Below are 17900 nucleotides of genomic sequence, written 5' to 3'. Positions count from 1 at the left end.
AAACAAATCAAATAATGTATAAGAACTTAAATTACTTAATCAAACATTCTGCCGTAATCCTTGTTATCCTCTTGTTCGTTCGCATTTGCTTTGCTGTTGTGTTCGTTCCGATGAGTGTTATCAGCAGTAATCTGTCGGTTCTCCCTCGTTTGTTTTTTAATCTTTTGCGCTTTGATGTGCAGGTGATATGCTATGTGTTGTTACTACCTACGGCTCTAACATTCATCTTAGTAGTCCTTCGTAAGCCTTGGACTGACCATGTGTTGAGCCGTTTTCGTTTGATTTATTTCTCTATTGTCAGTGTTCTTCTGTTGATGATTAGTGGTATAGATATGGGGTTTTATGCTAATTTCAACAGCCATATCAACCTTACGTTCTTTGATTTCTTCAATGAAGGTCCGATGAGTTTGATACAGACTATATGGGAGGAATATCATTGTGTTTATGAAGCTATTATCTTTCTGCTTATTGCATTGCCAGTTCTTTTACTAATCCGTAGATTAGAGTCAGGGAACTTATCTTCTCGTCTTTCTGTACGCTCGTCAAATAGTCGGAACTCATCGCGTCGCAATACAATTAATCTGTCGATTATTATTTTGTTATATATCGTCTTTTTGGCTATTGGTTTGCGTGGTTCAGTATGGCGTTTCCCATTGCAGATAGAGGATACCTTTGTATCAAATCAGAAAGCTCTTAACGACCTTGTTCCGAATGCTGTTTATATGTTGAAGAAGGCTTACAAGGAGAAGAGGAATGCTTTTAAGATTGAGAATACGACTGACTTGTTGAAGCAATATAAGTTCAAGAGCTTGCAAGAGGCACTGGATATCTATACTGGTGGTAAAGTAAGGATAGTGAAGAACGATACGCTAACAGCGCTGCAGCATGCACTCTTTGCAGAAGTGGACCATGGATTGAAGCAATCACAACCCAATATAGTTATTATTTACAGTGAGAGTTGGAGCAATTATCTGTTCAATCTTCAGCAGAAAGATGCGGAGATGTACTTCGGTTTAGAGCGTCATTTCAAAGAAGACCTGTTCTTTCGTAACTTCCAATCTGTACAGAATGGTACAGTAGCTTCGCTTGAGAACCTCTATGTCTCTACTCCTTTTCCACGCTTCTTTGCCTCCGCCTATCGATTCAAGATGCTCCCAACATCGATAGCCTTGCCTTTCAAAGCCAACAATTATACAACGATGTTCATGTCGGGAATGGATGCTGCGTGGGAAAATTGTGCTGAGGCATTGATTCATCAGCAATTCGATGCTATCTATGATAAGTTCTTTCTCTTGAAAGACTATCCCCATGCGACTTATAATAGTATTGGTGTTTACGATGAATACCTCTTCCAAGCGTTGTTAGATAAGTTAAATAAACCGTCAAAGAAACGGCAGATGATAACTGTGATGACGACGACAAATCATCCACCTTTTGAGTTCCCAAAGGACTTGAGACTTCCTCCTTTGCCCGATTCTTTCTATGGTAAGAAGTGTTTTGCAGAGCATAATCGTAAGGTTTTGGATAAGTATCTCACTGGATTCCGCTATTATAACAAAGCACTGAACGACTTCCTCAATCGCTTCAAAGCCTCTACAGCAGCAAAGAATACGATACTCGTTATTACGGGCGACCATAACGTGCGTTCTATCCTTAATTATGATACAATCGACAAGCGGTATGAACATTCCGTTCCGCTCTATGTCTATCTCCCACCTTACCTACGCAAGGAGGTTTATAACAAGCTAACTAATCGATGGGGAAGTCATGATGATATCTTAGCGACATTAGCTCCTTTTGCTTTCCGTAATACAAAGTATTTCAAGATGGGTAAGAATCTCTTAGATACGTCCGTTTCAGATAGTACTTATTATAGTGCAAACGTTGACCAGATAGAAGCTATACCAACCTATCAAAAGAAGGCTGAGCGACTTACTGCAGCTCGCAACTTTCTTAGACAGGTTTACTTTGCAAAACTGTTTCGTTGATATATTCTTTTATAATTTGATTATTTTCATTCATCTTAAAATAATAAAAAACGATGATAAGTATAATAACACCTGTTTTTCAAAGTGAGAGATACTTAGAAAAACTTATAAACTCTATTCTTAATCAGACATACCGTGACTGGGAATTGCTGCTGATAGACGATGGTAGCACGGATGGTTCAGCAGAAATCTGCGATCGTTATGCTCAAAAAGATAAAAGAATACGTGTCTTCCATAAAGCCAATGGGGGTGTTGCTTCTGCTCGTAATCAAGCGATTGAAATGTCCAGAGGAGAGTTTTTAGCTTTTGCTGATAGTGACGACTGGGTAGAGCCTGATTGGTTGGAGCGTTTGTATACAACAGCAAAGGAATATGATGCAGATATTGTTGTATCCGATTTTTATCAAGAGTATTCTCAGAATTCAGTTATGCGAAGTAAAGGAGACCATTCTGTAGACGTTCTGAATAGAGAAGAGGCTCTTTATCTATCTTTTCAAGACAAGATAAAAAGTTATCTGTGGGCAATGATTATGCGAAGATATATAGCAAAGGAACGTTTTGGTACTTATCATGCTTATGAGGATTATGCAATCGTTTTTGCATGGATGGTTCATGCCAGTAGAGTTGTCTTATTGCATACTCCCCTTTATCATTACAGACAATCGGTCTATAGTTGTCTTCATAATCATATGGAACAAAATAATATAGATTGGTTTAATGCGAGTATCGAGCGTTATGAATTGATAAAAAGTGCGAACTTCCTACAGGATAATATCTCCCGTTTTAATGTTGCTTATGTTCGTATCTTGGTGAAAGGAGCAAAAGATCTAGTTCGTGCTCCGTATAGTAGTGAGTTTAAATTGAATTTATTAAGGTTAGCTTTGTCTGAAATTCAGCGTGTTCATATTTCTTCTCCTTATAAAATGTTAGGCTTAAAGTATTTTATCCGATATACATTGCTCTGTAAGAACTTAAAACTATTCAAGTATATTGTGGAAAAAACGGCAATATTCTCTATTCAGAATAGGAGGAATAATGATGATTTATATTCATAAAGTTGCAAGGAGTTAGTGTTGTACCTTAATGTGGCAGCATTACTGCTTGTGAGATAATTTTATATATTGAGATGTCTTTTGGAGCATTATACATTGATATATGAGGGGGCGTGGGCGTGGTTCTTGCCTATACACGAAATATCCCACCAAAACTAATGGGAAGTTTGAAAGCATAAAGGTATGTTCTTCCTTCTATTAAGTTGTTCATGTTGATGGATGTGACATCGAATTTCTCATAACCCAGTTCAATGCTCTTCCATTCTTTCATCTGTAGGGATCACCTCGTTGCGGCTGCCACAGTTGACAGAGATTCCGCTGACTTCTCACGACAAGTTTTGCTCTGCGACTTTCGTAAAGACAACTAATCCTCACGTCCGTGAGACCTCCTCGGATAAGGGCATTGTCTTTCCACCTTATATCTACTTCATTTTTTCGCTTCGCTCAAGGAAACTCCACCAACCGTTCCGAATAGCTATGGGACTTTGATTTGGTTGGCAATCTCATCCACGGTCATTTGCCTTATATGAAGTTTCTGTCCGTTAGGTCAGATGTTTGCCGATGGCTTCCTTCAGATTTAACTCACGATGAACACCCTTGCCTATATAATTCCCGATATTAGGGCTTACTCGGGACTTACACCCACTAGACAATGCTCATGCCGAGCGTACCAAATAGAGGGTGTATGCTTTTACGCTTACACCCTCTATCTTTATGACCTTTTTTGTTTATTTTTATTCATCTTCTGTCTGTTTCTTTATCTTAGCTTCAATTATCTTGGCCACTACAATAAACTGATAAAAACCTGTCATCACGCTATCAATAAAGCCGGTGACGCCATTTCTTATTTCTCCATTCATAAAGTAGGATTTGAAGAAACGCCAGAAAGGACGGAAGAGTAATGCACCAACTCCATAGTTCTTGCCCTGTTTTTTGAGGACTTCGTTAGTGGTATAGCGGTTACATTTCTCTAACATATCAGCTAAATAGTTTTCTGCTAAGTGAATCAATTGTACGTTGTAAAGATGTTTGTCAATGTACTCTACTTTCCCCTGTACTTGTGGAATGGCATGTATTAGTGGAGGCCAAAAGGTTCCTTCACGAATAAAGAAGCGTAACTGATAATCCTTTGAAAAACCTTTCTTAGGAGTGTTCATAAATCGGTTCTGCCTTGGAATATAAAGACCTTTCGCACAGTTAGGTTTATTGATATGCTGATATAGATAGGTTCTCAGTTCTGGTGTTACCAATTCGTCGGCATCAACGACGAGTAGCCAGGGACTTTTAGCACTCTGTAAGGCAAAGTTTCGAGCTGGTTCGACGCAGGTATGATTCTTTTTTGGGAAAGTGACAACCTTACATCCGGCACGTTGAGCAATCTCTACGGTATGGTCAGTACTCTCCATATCGCAGATAACAACCTCATCGAAGTCCTTAACGGAGTCGAGTACACGCTGCAGGAATTTCTCTGCATTGTAGGTATTGATAACAACTGATATCTCTTTTTTTTCCATCTTATGGGCAAAGATACGATTTTTTTCTGTACATTTGCATCATACCAATTGAAAAAATAATAAAGAAGTAATCGATAAATAAGCATATAGTTATGATACCCAAAGTTATTCATTACTGCTGGCTCAGCAACGACCCATATCCAGCTAAGATACAGAAGTGTATGGACACTTGGAAGAAGGTGTTGCCTGACTATGAGATAAAATTATGGAACACTGAGAACTTTGATATGTCAAAGGCACCAGTCTATGTGCGTGAAGCTTTCGAACAACGTAAGTGGGCTTTCGCTGCCGATTATATCCGTATGTATGCGCTATATACCGAAGGTGGCATCTATCTTGACTCTGATGTAAAGGTCTTGAAATCGTTTGATGAGTTTCTTCACTATAACTTCTTCACCTCCTTGGAATATCATCCAAAGCAGATAGAGATGACTGGTGCGATGGATATGATTGATGATAAGGGAAATCGTATTAAGGATGGTTTCGTTTCAGGCATACAGATTCAGGCTGCAGTGATGGGTTCTGAGGCTGGCTGTCAATTTGTGAAAGATGTCTTGGATGACTATGAAAAGCGTGAGTTTGTTTATCCAGAAGGTTCAAGATTAGTTTGTAAGGGGGTAATCTCACCATTTGTCTATGCCCGAGTAATGGAAAAGTATGGCTTTAAGTACTTGGATAAGGACCAACCACTCGAAGACAATATGATGGTGTTCCGTTCGGAAATCTTTGCAGGTAACAAGTATGAGGCTACACCAGCTTCATACGCCATCCACTATTGTGCTCATAGCTGGAAGCGAACACCGATGGAGAAGTTAAACCGATGGTTGAAAAGGAATATCCCTTGTCTGTTTCCTAAGAAATAAAAGTGATGAAAGATAGAATAAAGCAACTCTTACACCACCCTTTACTCTCTAACCGATGGTTCTTGATGGGCTTATGGTTTATCATTGCCCTCGCAGGAATGCTGAAGTACAATCGAAGTTTCAATAACTTCCTAATTTTTCGTGGTGTTTACTGGCACACAGTGAACCAAACTTCACTCTATGCGGCCTATCCTGCAGAGTATTCTGATGTGAACCATTATGGCCCTGTGTTCTCACTTGTCATCGCACCCTTTGCACTTTTGCCGCTTTGGGCAGGTATGTTGCTGTGGTTATTGTTCTTAACAGCGTGGCTATATGTTGTTATTGTCCGTTCAGGACTACGTGAACAACAAAAGATATTCATACTTTGGTTCTGTGGAATAACACTTCCAACGGCCCTCTTTATGCAGCAGTTCAATATTGCTGTGGCTGCAATGATTCTCTCTTCTTTCTTTCTTATTGAGAAAGAGAAGGACGGCTGGGCTGCTTTTTTCATCGTCTTAGGAACGTTGGTGAAGCTATATGGCATCGTAGGATTGGCTTTCTTCCTCTTCTCTCGGCATAAGCTGCGTTTCTTGATGTGGCTTGTCGTATGGTCAGTTGTACTCTTCTGTGTGCCAATGGCTATCAGTTCGCCTTCGTATGTCATAGAACAATACCACGAATGGTTTACTTGTTTGGTGGAAAAGAATGCAGAAAACCTTGGCTCAATACAACAGAATATCTCTCTGTTAGGGCTTGTTCGTCGCACAACAGGCTGTATGAACTATTCAGACCTATGGCTGATTCTGCCTGGAATGACACTCCTTGCTCTTCCTTACCTGCGTTTTTCACAGTATAAGAACCTTGCCTTCCGTGAGACAATACTTGCGTCTGTACTCTTGTTTGTTATTCTTTTCAGTACCGGTAGCGAAGCCAGTGGATACGTGATAGCCTTGTTAGGCGTTTGTATATGGTACACGGCTGCTCCATGGAAGCGTGGAAAGTGGGCGATAGCATTGATGGTCTTTGTCTTCCTCCTCTCTGGTATGGGTAGTAGTGACCTCTTCCCGAAGTTCATCCGACAGGAATTTATCAAGCCATACGCCCTTCGTGCGTTGCCAATCAGCATTCTCTGGTTATGGCTTTGTTATGAGTTATGTACGAAGGATTACACCCCAATAGAAAAGGTTGAAGCCCATGAGGAAGAAGATAATAGGTTATGATGCTAAGCGAATCGTAAGAAATGGTACCGGATTAGGTAGCTATGGGCGTACACTCATCAACGACCTTGCTCCATTGATGCCTGACACAAACTTACGACTCTATGCTCCTGATGCTGGATGTGACGACCTTCGCAATCAGGTTGAATTGCGAGATAACGTGCAGTTTTGCTATCCTGACCACCTTTGTTTCCGTCTGCAGCGTGACTGGTGGCGTGTGAAAGGGGTAGTAAAAGACTTGAAAAGGGATGGAGTACAACTCTATCATGGGCTTTCGGGTGAACTTCCTTCAGGCTTAGCTGCAGTAGGAATCCCTGGTGTTGTCACTATTCATGACCTTATCTTCCTACGTCATCCAGAGTTCTATCCGGCTATTGACGTTTTCTTCTATAAGCGGAAGTTCTATCAGACATTACAGGAAGCTACGCGCATCATTGCTATTAGCGAATGTACGAAGCGTGACATCTTATATTATGGTGACTTTCCTGAGGATAAGATAGACCTTGTTTATCAGAGTTGTAGTACGCAGTTCAGTCAGTCGGTCAACCCATCACTGATAGAAGAGGCCCGCCGTAAATACCAACTCCCACAACGTTACATCTTGAATGTAGGAACGATAGAAGTGCGAAAGAATATTCTTTTGGGTATTCGCACTATGGCAAAGCTACCTTCCGACTTACATCTTGTCATCGTAGGACGGCAAACTAAGTATCAAAAGAAGCTTGATGCAGAAATCAAACGCTTAGGAATTGGCGAGCGAATCCATTTCCTTCAAGGTGTACCCAACGATCTTCTTGCAGCTATTTACAATCAGGCTGAGGCTTTCATTTACCCTTCTCGTTACGAAGGCTTTGGTATTCCAATCATTGAAGCCATACAAAGTGGATTGCCGGTAGTAGCTGCTACGGGTAGCTGTTTGGAGGAAGCAGGTGGCCCTGGTTGTCTTTATGTAGGTCCAGATGACGTTGATGGCAATGCGGCTGCAATCCTTTCAGCGATAGAGAATCGTAAGGGAATAGTCAGCAAAAGCCAACTCTACGTAAAACGATTCGAAAATCAAGATGTAGCCTCCCAGATTCTTGAGGTATATGATAAGTTACCACTATTTTAATGTTTTCACTATAAAGATGTAGCCTCCCAGATTCTTGAGGTATATGATAAGGTATAAAGCATCATCCCCAAGCCCTTTTCTTGTCAGAAAGAGCTTGGGGATAAGTTTATTCTTCCCTTTTCTATTGTTGTGTTACTGCTTAGCACCAATCCCGCTAACCATTAACACCAATCATCCAACACCCATCACCCAAACTATTTCTTTCCTTTCACGAATACAAGTCGTAATAAAACGAAGTTGATAGGTACTACTATCACCATCACAAGGATAGGTGAAAGCCATTTGTTTATACCCATCCAAAGGAAGAGATGGAGCAGTCCAATCTCTAAAAGATAATTGAGTATGTGACTGCCAACGAAGCCAGCAACATTATTCTTTGTTGGTTTTCCCTTAAAAGTAAAGTAGGTTGTAAGTCCGTAGTTACAAAGAAGTCCCACTCCGTAACCAGCTGTATAGGCAATGGTTGTGTTCGTGAAAAGCAGACACAGACAGTAAATACCATAATGAATAAGCGAACACAGCGTACCTGTTATGCCAAATCGAAACAGTCGCCAAAAGTCTTTCTGCCAATGCTGCCAAAGCTCTTTTATACGTTGTGCCATATAGAATGATTGTTAATCGAGTATTTGACTGATGTTATAAAGCGGACGCTGCTTTACCTCTTCATATATTTTGGCAATATAAACTCCCACTGCACCGATAGAAATCATCAGCATAGCACCCACAAGCCAAATACTAAGAATGAGTGAAGCCCAGCCTGCCACCTCTGTATGATTGAGGAAAGCATGGACGACATAGATACCAATGCAGAGCGTGACGAACAAGAAGGCGATACCAAGGTAGATGACATAGTAGATTGGTTTCACGGAGAATGATGTGATACCGTCCAATGCCAAGCTGAGCATCTTACGCAAAGTGTACTTAGACGTACCAGCCTTACGTTCGCTGATGCGGTCGTCAACCGTTGTAGATTTGAGTCCAATAGAAGGGATGAGGCCACGTAAATAGAGGTTGCGCTCCTTATAATGCGAGAGTATCTCTAAGGACTGACGACTCATCAGACGGAAGTCAGCATGGTTAAAGATACTGTTCACGCCCATCGTTTCTTGTAGATGATAGAACGCCTGTGCAGACATACGCTTCAAGATTGGGTCGGCTTTGCGCGAAACCTTTACACCATAGACAATCTCATTGCCTTCATTAAAGGCTTCAACCATCTGTGGAATACATTTCTTATAGTCGTCTTGCAGGTCGGCATCAAGTGTGATAACAGCATCAGCCCAGTCCTTTGCTGTCATCATACCAGCCATAATAGCATTCTGGTGACCCACATTATGAGCGAGGTTGATACCCTTTATACGTGGATGCTGGCTGTGGAGCTGTTGGATAATCTCCCATGTTCGGTCACGGCTTCCGTCATTGACAAACACAATCATCGAGTCATCGGAAATCTTTCCCTGACTGATGAGTTCGTCGAATAGCTCCATGAGCTGTGCTGCCGACTGTTCTAAAACCTCTTCCTCGTTGTAACATGGAGAGACTGTTGCGAGTTTTATCATATCTTATATTCTGCTTGTTGAGGTGTTTATAGGGAGCGTTTCTTAGCCTGCTTTCTGCTATTCAGAGCGGGAATTCAACTTATTTCTTCTGGCGGTTGACAAAGTCAACGTAGGTAATAAACTCCTGCTTGTCTGCCTTCATTGCCTTGATAAAGCGGTCGAGACGCTGTTCTAAATCGTGTCCACTGTTGTTCTTAATGATAAATGGCATCTTAAACTCTGGATGTGACTTGAGATCATAGAACTCCCATGGGTGGAAATAGGTCACGAAATAGCCATCATGGTGCAATACTTGTCGAACTAAACGAAGATAGAACCACTCTGGGAAGTTGTGCATAGACAGCCAAAAGAGCGGGATGCGCAGGTGAGGACTAACGCTGGCAGGTATCTGCATGACCTTTCCTTGCATAAACCATGTGCGTGGAGTGGTGAGGTGCATATATCGCCCCGGTATGAAAGCAGGGTTCAAAGAAGAGTTATAAAGGTAGCCAGCCTTCTCTATATCCTCATCTGATACAGGGAACATACGTGGCTGACGATAGCCCGCAACTTTCACACCTGTTACACGTTCGATGATTTCCTTAGAACGGAAAACGTCCTCAGGCTTGGGTTGCCAGTGGTCAACACCATGACAAGCGACCTCGTGACCTTCGTTTTTTATGCGCTCCATGACTTCTGGCGCCAGTTCAGCAAAGTTGCCCGTGCAGAAGAAGGTAGCGCAAACGTTATTCGCCTTCAGTATGTCGAGGATGCGATTCGTACCCTCTACTGATACCTTCATACCTTCTTCAAGCGAGAAATCTACCCCATGTTCGCGAGGTACATCAAACTCTTCCGTATCGAAGCTTAGTAATATCATTTCTCTTCTGTTTCTTTATTTGTCCGGTTTCCTTCATCAAAAGAAAGCTATTCTACAAACCCTTTTTCCTTTTGAGGATAGCCTTAACAACGGCTTTGACCATGTCTTGTTTTATTGTGGAAAGCTTTCATTTGTGGAAAGTATTGCAAAGTTACAATAAAACTCTGATATTATCTCTTAATTCTACAGCGTAAAATCTTTTAAGAAAGCCAAGTGTTTGAGAAACAAAGTTCTCAAGTCACTTGGATATGTCTGAATATTCTGAACCTACATATAAATAAAGCATACAACTTTGAGTTCTTCCTTGAATAAAACAGTATTTCATTGTTGTTGTCATACTTCCCATTGGATTGGGGATTTCATACTTAGTCAAGCCTCAAATAACTCTAAAAAATCCAGAAATCAACTGATAGAGTCCCTCAAAGAGATATTTTAATAGATAAAATTTTCTCGCAGGGAATAACGTTGCGGACTTAAAGTATATTATGAATCACTATTTTTGTTCTTCGGTAGTTTTTGTGAGATTTGTTCTATCTTTTTCTCGTCTCGTGCAACCTTGCGTTCCAGTTTCTTAATATCTTCTGCGGGTGGAAGGTCTTCTGGCTTGATACCACGCTGTCCTAACATATTACGCCCGCAAAAGATTCAAGATATTTGTATCTTTCAGATAGTCAATAAAATAAGTATGAATAAAGGGTAAATGGGTTACGATTTGGAAACGAGCAAGTTTCTTACCCTTTCTTTATTCTGCATTGTCTCAAAGAATATTTAACTCAACAATGCAAAGGTAGTTTATTTATTGAAGAAAACAAAAGAGAACATCAACTTTTACCATCAGGGGCTATTTCCGTCAATGAATATAGCTTATGCCCCTACAGAAAAACGGAGTCCCATTTTCAGCGGGTATACACCTGACATTCCCCTGTTTGCATGCATTTAAAGTGCTCGAAATGTTAAAAATGCACTTTCTGCAGAAATTTTCTTCGATTTTCTTGGCAATTTCATTTTAATACTTTATTTTTGCGATATAATAGTAAAAGATTTTGGAGTATGGAATACCTGCGGACTATTTTACTATATGCCTTGTACATGTCGCGTATCTTTCCAATTCGTGGCGTTTGACTTTTCGGTTGGTCTATCACAATTACAACTTTTTCTTCCCATAGTATCTTTTTGCCTTTATACTGGATATTACCAAAATATCCTCTATAAGCTTAATTTCTTATTAGCATAAATGTTATATAAGCATCCATTTAATAGTTAACTAAAATTTTAAACCGATGAAAAATAAAGTTATTTTACTGATGTTGCTGTTTGTCTTTACTTATACTAAGGCACAGGGGCAGACGGTTGTTTACACATATAATGCACAAGGTAGTTGTACTTCCCGGGTTATTAGGGGAACACTTCTCAAAGCCAAGAAAGCCCTAAAAACTTCTACAGACACGAAACTGTTAAAAGTAGACCTCTCTCCAGCACCAACTTTTCAAGATCAACTTTCTATCTCAATTGTGGGATTGCCTTCAGACCATAATTTATCATACATCATGGCAAATGTATCAGGTCAAGTTGTCTTCAATGATTTAATTGGGAATGGAACTACTACCTTAACGACTACAAACCTGCCAAAAGGAATTTACATTGTTAAAGTAAGTGGAGAGGACTTTGAAAAATCATATAAATTGCTTAAAAATTAGAGCTTATGAAAAAACATTTACTTCTTTTGATATATTTATTGATAACGATAAGCAGTCTTGCACAGGAACGTCTTTATACTGATAAAGAACACGGAGGAGTCGGAAATGGAGTTTTCGGCAAAATCAATGATGAGATAAATGTTTCTCCTACAGGACAACTGTCATACGAAATCCCGATACCAGCTCTTCCCGGAACAGGTGGTATGAAGCCGAATTTATCAGTATGTTACAACAGTTCCACGAAAAATGGTTTGGCTGGATATGGCTTTGACCTTATGGGACTATCCATTATAAGCCGAATTCCATCAGACAGGTTTCATGATGGGATGGCCACAGCAATAGATTTTACTAGTCATGATCATTTTGCATTGGACGGTCAGAGATTAATAAAATATAACTATTCTTATGGTACGGAAACAGAATATAGAACAGAAAACAATTCTTTCGCAAAAATCTTGGCAAATGGAAAAAGTACCAACCCTACATCTTTCACGGTATATACCAAGTCCGGATTGATATATGATTATGTAACCGTATCAAAAGCATTAGGTAAGGCAGAAACAGACTCAACCCTGTTTTGGCTTGTGTCAAAAGTATCTGACACAAAAGGTAACTATTTCACCGTCACATATGGTGGTGAGGCTAGTACCAATGATTTCTATCCTTCACGAATTGACTATACGGGAAATGCCACGGTAGGATTGTCTCCTTATGCCTCAATCCGTTTTAGTTACATGAGCAATCCTTATTCACCGGTTACTTATGTCAATGGCGCGAGAGTTAAAAGGAGCCAACTTCTTTTTTCTATAGCACTGTTCATGGGAGACCAAGTCGTGCGTAACTTTCAGTTTAATTATCAAGTCGAAAAACGCAAATATCAACTTTCAGAAGTAACAGAGACCGCGTCTGGAGGAGAACATAAGAATCCGACACAACTGACGTGGACCAATCTTAGCGATTTTAAGGTACAGAATTACAATTACTCCCAGACAAAACTTATTCACAAGGCGACTTTGACTGTAGGTGATTTCAATGGCGATGGATTGGCAGATTTCATAGCAACTCCAGAGAATGACAGAGCAGGTTGGAAAGGCTGGAAACTTTTTATAAGTCATAGCACTTACTTTGAACAGGTCGCAAGTGGGACATGGAACTGGAATGACGATAAACTTGAGCAGGTTGTCTGTGGGGACTTTAACGGTGACGGTTATGCCGATGTTGTTGCAAAACGATGCCATTCCGGCAAATGGCATAACTGCGACTTATACACAACATCGGTGGACAACAACGGAAAGATAAGTCTTGCTTTCTCGAAATGTTTCATCTCGCTTGCAAGAGATTATACAATCCAAACCGTAGAATTGAATGGCGATGGAGCTGCTGACTTGTTCGCATGGCTTTCGAATTCCAAGGAGTGTAAACTAATCCGCTCAAAGGAGGGGGCAAATGGGTTAACACCTTTAGATTATACGGCGGTTAGATATTGTTCCGAAAAGTGGGACAGGGTTGAATATGGCGATTTCAATGGAGATGGGCTGACAGATGTGATGAATCTTAATGACAACGGCAACTGTATCATGTATTGCGATGGTGCGGGAACCATGACTAAGGAGGATAAATCGTCATGGCCTAATAAGAACCATTATCTGGAACTTGGAGATTTCAATGGAGATGGAAAGACTGACATGCTGCTTACTGGGTGGACAAAAAATCCCAATAGAGGAGGATGGAGTACTTGGTGCATCAATTATTCAAAAGGGGATGGCAAGTTTACCACAGAGTATTATGAAAAACCCTTTGATGCACGTTCAAAGCAACTGTATATTGCGGATCTAAACGGTGATGGATTCGATGACTTCCAGGCCATCGACAAGACATCTTCTGGAAGTAATATGACGCAACCGCAGGCCTACCTTAGTGACGGGAGAGGCAATTTTTATAAACAGGTAAAAGGTGGTAATGTATATGCTACGGACAAGTGGCATTTCTATGTTGGCGATTTCAACGGTGACGGCAAAGCCGATTTCGTTTGTACCTCTAATTGGAATAAAAGCAACTGGGATGGTTATCAGGTTTATTTGATGCCATCTGACAAACATAGTCTTTTGACGGGTATCAAAGACGGTTTGGGCAATTCCACCAATATTGATTATAAATATCTGACAGATGAAAGTGTATTTACCAGAGGCAGGACAAATTCATATCCTCTTGTCTCCATAGGTTTGTCATGGCCTGTAGTGGCGTCTGTTTCAACACCTGATGGAATTGGCGGGACTAATGTGACATCATACAGATATGAAAATGCGTTATTCCACAAAAACGGGCGTGGCTTGCTTGGCTTTGAAAAATGCTATGTGAAAGACGAGACCACCAATACATTGAACACTACGGAATATTCGGTGAACACCGAAAAATATGTGATTGCGCCCAAGCATAGCCGGACCACTGTCAATGGCAAGGTGATTGAGGAGAGCTACCATACATATACACTTAAATCAAACTATGCTTCGTCGTCCTATAATTCTAGCATCTATACCTATATGCCGATGACGGTTCATCAGAAGAACTACGAGTTTAACACCGGTGAACTAATCAAGGATGTAAAGACAGACTATGAGTATGACACTTGGGGGAATACCACAAAGACCATTGTTAAGGATGGAAGCATTGAGACAACCACCACCGGCACTTTCATCAATAATACTGACAAATGGCTTTTGGGCAGACTAACGGAATGTACTGTTTCCAAATCCAATGAGAGTGGTACAACAACTCGGAAGTCCTCATTCGAATATGATCCAAATTCCGGCTTGTTGACCACAGAAGTGTTTGCCCCGGGAAATACCGAATTGGGTTATAGAAAAACATACGTCCACGATGGCTTTGGAAATATCGTTAAAAGTACTGTTTCTCCTTTTGACAACTCATCAGAAAGGATTACCCAAACCCGCTATGATGCCAAGGGCAGATATATCGTATCCTCTACCAACTGTTTAGGATTTATTGAAACATTGAAATACAACGAGGTGGAGGGACTTGTTACCGCTTCAACGGATAAGAACGGCATTGTTACTAATTACACTTACGATAAATTTGGTAATCTTGTTACAGCATCTACCCCTATCTCAAAAACATTGAAAACTACGGGGTGGAGTGCCGGAATGTCTGATGCACCAGCGAACGCATTGTATTTTGAGTGGAACAAGACTACAGGAGAGCCTTCTTCCATCGAGTTCTACGACTGTTTAGGACGTCTGTTGAGAAAAGTTACGGAGTCGGTTAACGGAAAGAAGGTCTACATAGACCGGACTTATGATAAGAAGGGGCTTGTCGAAAGGACTTCTGAGCCATATTATGTCGGCGGACAACAGTATTGGAGCAAGAATGAATACGATGCTGTGGGCAGGACTACTGCGCAAACTGCCCCTGATGGAAGCCGCCACATCTTCGCATATAGTGGACTTAAGACTACGGCAACGGACCCACTTGGAAGCATCAGTACAAAAATTAGCAATCTTAACGGCTTGCTGGCTTCCAGTATTGACAATGCTGGTACAGGCATTACTTACAAATATGATGCGGATGGAAAGTGCATAGAAACTAAGGGACCAAGGACGACCATTCACTGTTCCTATGACATAGCAGGAAACCGAATAAGCTTGGATGATCCGGATTTAGGGCATTCCCAGGACACATACAATGCGTTTGGAGAGCTCATTGCCCATCAAGACGGTCACGGGGAGACCCGATTTGAATATGACACTGGTGGACGTATCATACAGGAAGTCCGACCGGAGGTAACGATTTCAACTACATATGACAAAGGATGGAAGGGTGCTGTTGACGAAGTCGTTTCTGTGGGTTCCATACAGTATTCAGAGACATATACTTATGATAATTACGGACGGGTTATCAAGAAAAATACTGTCATAGATGACAGGGCGTATGAGACGTCGTATACATACAACTTGGCAAATCAGGTTGAGACCATAAAATATCCCAAAGGACTGAAAGTTAAGAATGGGTATGATGCCTGCGGAATACAGATATCAGTTTCAAATGCCGACAACCAGAAACTCTATTGGAAGCTCCATGACTTGGATGCAAGGGGACAGATAGAGAAGGAAGAATTCGGAAACGGTCTCATCACAACAACAGCTCATGATCCCCAAAAAGGTACCATCTCCAGCATATTGACACCCGGAATTCAAAATTGGACATACAGTTTTGATGCCGTGGGCAATCTTGTCACACGTCGTGATTTAAAGAGAAATCTATCGGAATCCTTCTCGTATGATGGTTTGTATCGTCTGACAAATGTTCGTAAGAACGGTCAGGTGACGCAGTCCATGACTTATGACAACGCTGGCAATATAACTAGCAAGTCTGATGTCGGAACATATATCTATACAGACGGTTCCAACAAGTTGTCTTCCATTACGGATTGCAAGCGTTCCATTGCGACTTGGGATGAAATCAGCTATAACTCTTTCGACAAAGTAGCCAAGATTGTATCAGGCGATAAAACAATGCTGATAGAATACGGTCCAGACAAATCGAGAGTATTGGTAGACATTCAGGGAGTGCGGAAATATTATGTGGATAATCTGTTTGAGCAGACGGTTGAAAATGGCAAGATAAGTGGCACAAACTATATCTTTGTATTTGGAAAGGCTGTGGCAATACTCTCACAGGATGCTAATGACATTGAAGATGTAAAATACCTACATCATGACCACTTAGGCTCCATTCAGGTTTATTCTGATGAACTCGGCAAGCTGTATCAGGAACTAAGCTATGATGCATGGGGATTAAGGCGTAACCCGGAGACATGGGTAGTATTTGATGTGGTGGCATCAAGCAATGCTTATAATGATCATGGCTTCGGCGGGCATGAACATATTGACCTGTTTGAACTGGTCAATATGGACGGTAGAATGTATGACCCTGTCGTGGGACGTTTTATTTCTGCTGACCCGTTTATACAGAGCCCAGACTTTACACAAAGCCTGAACCGCTATGCGTATTGTATAAACAACCCTCTTTCCCTGATAGATCCATCCGGATATAGCTGGTTTAGCAAAAACTGGAAAACAATTACTGCGTCTATAGTTGGTATAGCAGTCTCTGTCGTAACACTTGGGTCTGGCACTACCCTAGGAGCTGCTATCATTGCTGGTGCAGTAGGAGGTGCTGCTGGCGCATTGACGGGTGCCCTACTTAACGGGGCTAATATTGGACAAATAGCAAAAAGCACCTTTATCGGAGCCGTAGTTGGTGGTGCAAGCGGTTTCTTAAATTTTGCCTCAGGTGGTGGAACTATATGGGAACAACTATTTAAACATACATTTTCTCAGGGTTGGTTAGAAGGAGTACAAGGAGGTAATATGTTCCATGGTTTTATGATGGGGGCTGTATCGGGAGCAGGCGGATATGGCATTAACAAAGCTACAGATATGACAAAAGCATTAAAAATCATATCTGCTTCTATCGTTAGTGGAACAATAGATGAAATAGGTGGAGGTAAATTTGCAAATGGAGCTGTTACAGGAGCCTTTTCATTTCTTTTTAACGATTATATGCATTTAAGAAAAACAAAAATGCATCATAGAGGTAAAATTCTTGTCACTTTTCCTTTTGATGAAAAAGTCGGAGCTGGAAATGCATTGATGACAGTTGACACTTATGTTTATATAAATGATCATGTACAGGCCAAGATTCTCGATGCACATGTTATGCTAACATCATACTCTAATATTTCCGATATAGATGTTGAAGGTGCGTTCGAAGTAGAATTTAAAGTAGGAAGTAAGAAGTCGGAATACTCTTTTAAAAAAACAACCGGAACATATGTTGTTCCTTCTGGAACAAATTTTACAGGTGATGTACATATTGATAATGTTAGCTATAGAAATGCACTCCCAATAAATTTAAACGTATCTGGAGGTTGGAATTATAGCACACCTGGGGGATGTGGGTCACTTACAAGACCGACTATTATAGGTTTACTTATACCTGCAAGATATAATCATAATTTCAGAATAAAATAACTAAC

11 protein-coding genes and 1 pseudogene are annotated in these 17900 nt (G+C 40.8%); 7 read left to right on the top strand and 5 right to left on the bottom strand.

Annotated features, from left to right (window positions below; translation table 11 throughout):
- Window positions 1–14: 14 nt before the first annotated feature.
- Together J4856_RS12575 and J4856_RS12570 are read left to right on the top strand one after the other, a co-directional pair.
- Window positions 15–1988: an LTA synthase family protein gene (locus J4856_RS12575; RefSeq protein ID WP_025837419.1), complete on the top strand. Its 1974-nt coding sequence runs from the start codon at window positions 15–17 to the stop codon at window positions 1986–1988.
- Between the two features lie 53 nt (window positions 1989–2041).
- Entirely contained in the window at window positions 2042–3043 is a 1002-nt protein-coding gene (locus J4856_RS12570; protein ID WP_025837417.1) for a glycosyltransferase family 2 protein, read from the top strand.
- A gap of 731 nt (window positions 3044–3774) precedes the next feature.
- Here J4856_RS12570 and J4856_RS12565 read toward each other — a convergent pair.
- Window positions 3775–4554 carry a glycosyltransferase family 2 protein gene (locus J4856_RS12565; protein WP_025837415.1) on the bottom strand — a complete coding sequence of 260 codons (780 nt, stop codon included), beginning with the start codon at window positions 4552–4554 and terminating at the stop codon, window positions 3775–3777.
- A gap of 92 nt (window positions 4555–4646) precedes the next feature.
- On the opposite strand from J4856_RS12565, the gene J4856_RS12560 reads away from it, so the two are divergent.
- Genes J4856_RS12560 through J4856_RS12550 form a run of 3 tightly spaced genes read left to right on the top strand, consistent with a single transcriptional unit; the run spans window position 4647 to window position 7730 of the window.
- Entirely contained in the window at window positions 4647–5417 is a 771-nt protein-coding gene (locus J4856_RS12560; protein WP_025837414.1) for a glycosyltransferase family 32 protein, read from the top strand.
- Window positions 5418–5422: 5 nt separating this feature from the next.
- Window positions 5423–6622 carry a glycosyltransferase family 87 protein gene (locus J4856_RS12555; protein ID WP_065367663.1) on the top strand — a complete coding sequence of 400 codons (1200 nt, stop codon included), beginning with the start codon at window positions 5423–5425 and terminating at the stop codon, window positions 6620–6622.
- Window positions 6597–7730 carry a glycosyltransferase family 4 protein gene (locus J4856_RS12550; protein WP_025837412.1) on the top strand — a complete coding sequence of 378 codons (1134 nt, stop codon included), beginning with the start codon at window positions 6597–6599 and terminating at the stop codon, window positions 7728–7730. The genes J4856_RS12555 and J4856_RS12550 overlap by 26 nt, the downstream gene beginning before the upstream one ends.
- 194 nt (window positions 7731–7924) lie before the next feature.
- On the opposite strand, the gene J4856_RS12545 is transcribed toward J4856_RS12550, so the two are convergent.
- From J4856_RS12545 to J4856_RS12530, 4 genes and pseudogenes are all read right to left on the bottom strand, one after another.
- The gene (locus J4856_RS12545) at window positions 7925–8332 is read right to left on the bottom strand and encodes a GtrA family protein (RefSeq protein WP_025837410.1); all 408 of its coding nucleotides are present in this window, start codon (window positions 8330–8332) and stop codon (window positions 7925–7927) included.
- Window positions 8333–8344: 12 nt separating this feature from the next.
- Complete coding sequence (locus J4856_RS12540) at window positions 8345–9289, bottom strand: glycosyltransferase family 2 protein (protein WP_025837408.1); 945 nt, start codon at window positions 9287–9289, stop codon at window positions 8345–8347.
- A gap of 79 nt (window positions 9290–9368) precedes the next feature.
- Window positions 9369–10148, bottom strand: a complete 780-nt coding sequence (locus J4856_RS12535) for a polysaccharide deacetylase family protein (protein ID WP_025837406.1) — start codon at window positions 10146–10148, stop codon at window positions 9369–9371.
- 483 nt (window positions 10149–10631) lie between these two features.
- Window positions 10632–10781, bottom strand: a pseudogene (locus J4856_RS12530) (DNA damage-inducible protein D); the annotation flags it as partial.
- 647 nt (window positions 10782–11428) lie between these two features.
- Here J4856_RS12530 and J4856_RS12525 point away from each other — a divergent pair.
- Complete coding sequence (locus J4856_RS12525) at window positions 11429–11845, top strand: T9SS type A sorting domain-containing protein (protein WP_025837405.1); 417 nt, start codon at window positions 11429–11431, stop codon at window positions 11843–11845.
- Window positions 11846–11850: 5 nt separating this feature from the next.
- On the top strand, window positions 11851–17895 hold the full coding sequence (locus J4856_RS12520; RefSeq protein WP_234967215.1) for an FG-GAP-like repeat-containing protein: 6045 nt from the start codon (window positions 11851–11853) through the stop codon (window positions 17893–17895).
- Window positions 17896–17900: the final 5 nt, after the last annotated feature.

Origin of the sequence: Prevotella scopos JCM 17725 (assembly GCF_018127785.1) — a bacterium.
In the GTDB taxonomy this organism is placed as follows: Bacteria; Bacteroidota; Bacteroidia; order Bacteroidales; family Bacteroidaceae; genus Prevotella; species Prevotella scopos.
This window is presented reverse-complemented; position numbering and strand designations above follow the sequence as displayed.

Coding starts and splice junctions, on each gene's coding strand:
- J4856_RS12575 (WP_025837419.1), top strand. CDS start 15: ATGTATAAGAACTTAAATTACTTAATCAAACATTCTGCCGTAATCCTT.
- J4856_RS12570 (WP_025837417.1), top strand. CDS start 2,042: ATGATAAGTATAATAACACCTGTTTTTCAAAGTGAGAGATACTTAGAA.
- J4856_RS12565 (WP_025837415.1), bottom strand. CDS start 4,554: ATGGAAAAAAAAGAGATATCAGTTGTTATCAATACCTACAATGCAGAG.
- J4856_RS12560 (WP_025837414.1), top strand. CDS start 4,647: ATGATACCCAAAGTTATTCATTACTGCTGGCTCAGCAACGACCCATAT.
- J4856_RS12555 (WP_065367663.1), top strand. CDS start 5,423: ATGAAAGATAGAATAAAGCAACTCTTACACCACCCTTTACTCTCTAAC.
- J4856_RS12550 (WP_025837412.1), top strand. CDS start 6,597: ATGAGGAAGAAGATAATAGGTTATGATGCTAAGCGAATCGTAAGAAAT.
- J4856_RS12545 (WP_025837410.1), bottom strand. CDS start 8,332: ATGGCACAACGTATAAAAGAGCTTTGGCAGCATTGGCAGAAAGACTTT.
- J4856_RS12540 (WP_025837408.1), bottom strand. CDS start 9,289: ATGATAAAACTCGCAACAGTCTCTCCATGTTACAACGAGGAAGAGGTT.
- J4856_RS12535 (WP_025837406.1), bottom strand. CDS start 10,148: ATGATATTACTAAGCTTCGATACGGAAGAGTTTGATGTACCTCGCGAA.
- J4856_RS12525 (WP_025837405.1), top strand. CDS start 11,429: ATGAAAAATAAAGTTATTTTACTGATGTTGCTGTTTGTCTTTACTTAT.
- J4856_RS12520 (WP_234967215.1), top strand. CDS start 11,851: ATGAAAAAACATTTACTTCTTTTGATATATTTATTGATAACGATAAGC.